This window comes from Deltaproteobacteria bacterium, from assembly GCA_016875225.1.
Lineage (GTDB): Bacteria > Myxococcota_A > UBA9160 > SZUA-336 > SZUA-336 > VGRW01.
In genome coordinates this window covers 1-1682 of record VGRW01000178.1, presented here as the reverse complement: position 1 = coordinate 1682, position 1682 = coordinate 1, and the positions used below count along the sequence as shown (strand labels likewise).

Annotated in this window: 2 protein-coding genes; both read right to left on the bottom strand. The window is 73.3% G+C overall.

The window, feature by feature from the left end; translation table 11 throughout:
• A partial coding sequence (locus FJ108_18575; GenBank protein ID MBM4337899.1) for an enoyl-CoA hydratase/isomerase family protein occupies window positions 1–319 on the bottom strand: 319 nt, incomplete at its 3' end.
• Complete coding sequence (locus FJ108_18570; protein ID MBM4337898.1) at window positions 316–1503, bottom strand: amidohydrolase family protein; 1188 nt, start codon at window positions 1501–1503, stop codon at window positions 316–318. The genes FJ108_18570 and FJ108_18575, both read right to left, overlap by 4 nt.
• Window positions 1504–1682 lie beyond the last annotated feature (179 nt).

Sequence of the window (1682 nt, the reverse complement as noted above, 5' to 3'; positions counted from 1 at the left end):
CGCCGTTCACGGCCGCGATCGTGACGGCGGGCATCTCGTGCAGGAGCGTGCAGATGCGGAAGTGGCGCGCTTCGAGCACCGCATCCCGTCCGCGGCTCGAATCGGTGAAGTGCTGAAGGTCTGCGCCCGGACAGAAGCCGCGCCCCTCTCCGGTCACCACCAGCACGCGCAGGCGGGAGTCCGCCGCGGCCAGCGAGAGCGCGTCGTGCGCCTCGACCACCATCGCGTTCGTCATCGCGTTCAGGCGTTCGGGTCGCGCGAGCGTGAGCGTGGCGATGCCGTCGGTCACCTCGTAGCGCAGCGTCTCGTACTGGGTCATGCCGGGAGTCTACGCCCCCGCGCCACGACCAGGATCGGGCGGAGCAGCGCCGCGAGGTCCTCGAGGGGATTTCCGTCGACGACGAGCACGTCCGCGCAGAGCCCCGCGCGCAGCGCTCCGGTCACGCCGTCCAGGCCGAGCGCGCGTGCGGCGTCGGACGTGGCGGTGCGAAGCGTCTCGACCGGCCGCAGCCGCGCCACGCGCGCGAAGAGCGCGAGCGCCTCGGGCAGTCGGTGGTGCGCGACGTTGGGAATGCCCGCGTCGGTCGAGGCGATGAAGGGAACGCCCGCGCGACGCAGCGCCGTGTAGGCCTGGCCGATCCGGGTGGCGAACTTCCCGGGCGTGCCGTCCTCGGCGAAGAAGCGCGCAAAGCCGGTGTTGATCGTGGGCGAGACGAACGAGCCGGCGCGCGCGATCAGCGACACGAGCTCCGGCGACGGCGGAGCGCCCGCGCCCGGCTCGCCCATGAACGAGCAGTGCTCGATCGTGCGCACGCCCGCGCGCGCCGCGCGCTCGATTCCCGACGTGCCATGGCAGTGCGCGGCGACGTGGCGGCCGTACAGTCGCGCCTCGGCGACGACGGCGTCGAGCTCGCTCTGCTCGAACTGAGCGTCCGACGGGCTCGTCCCCGCGGTGAGCACGCCGCCGGTCGCCATCACCTTGATCAGGTCCGCGCCGCGCTCGACCTGGCGGCGGACGACGCTCCGGATCTCATCCGCGCCGCGCGCCTCGCCGCCCCAGAACCAGCAGTGCCCCTTCGGCGAGGTCACGGGCTGGCCCGCGCAGAGCAGCCGCGGGCCGGGGATCTCGAAGCTCGCGATGCGGTCGCGAAGCGCCAGCTCGCGGTGCGCGCCGCCGCCCAGGTCGCGCGCGGTCGTGATTCCCGCCGCGAGCATGTCGCGCGCTCGAGCGGCCATCGCCGCGAACGCCGCGTCCTCTCCGATTTCGAGCTGCTCCGCGGGTGAGCGGATCGCAGGGTCGAGCGTCATGTGCACGTGCGCGTCGATCAGGCCCGGCAGCGCGACCGCGCCGTCGAGCGCGATCGCCTCGTCGCCCGGCTCCGGTCGCACATGGCTGCCGACGGCCGCGATCCGCTCGCCCTCGATGCGCAGCGTAACGCGCCCGGGCTCGAGCGCAGCGCTCGTGCCGTCCCAGATGCGCAGGCCCGAGAGCGCAAGCGCCACGCGGGAATGCTATCACGGTGCCCCGTGCCGACCGCCGAGACCGCGAGCGAGCTCGAAGACCCGCCCGTGCTCAATTGCGAGTTCGCGGCGCTGCTCGCCGCGACGCTCGCGTTCGGCCTGGCGCACTCCGCGTACTTCCTGCTGCCGAAGTACCTGGAGCTCGAGCTCGGCGCGAAAAA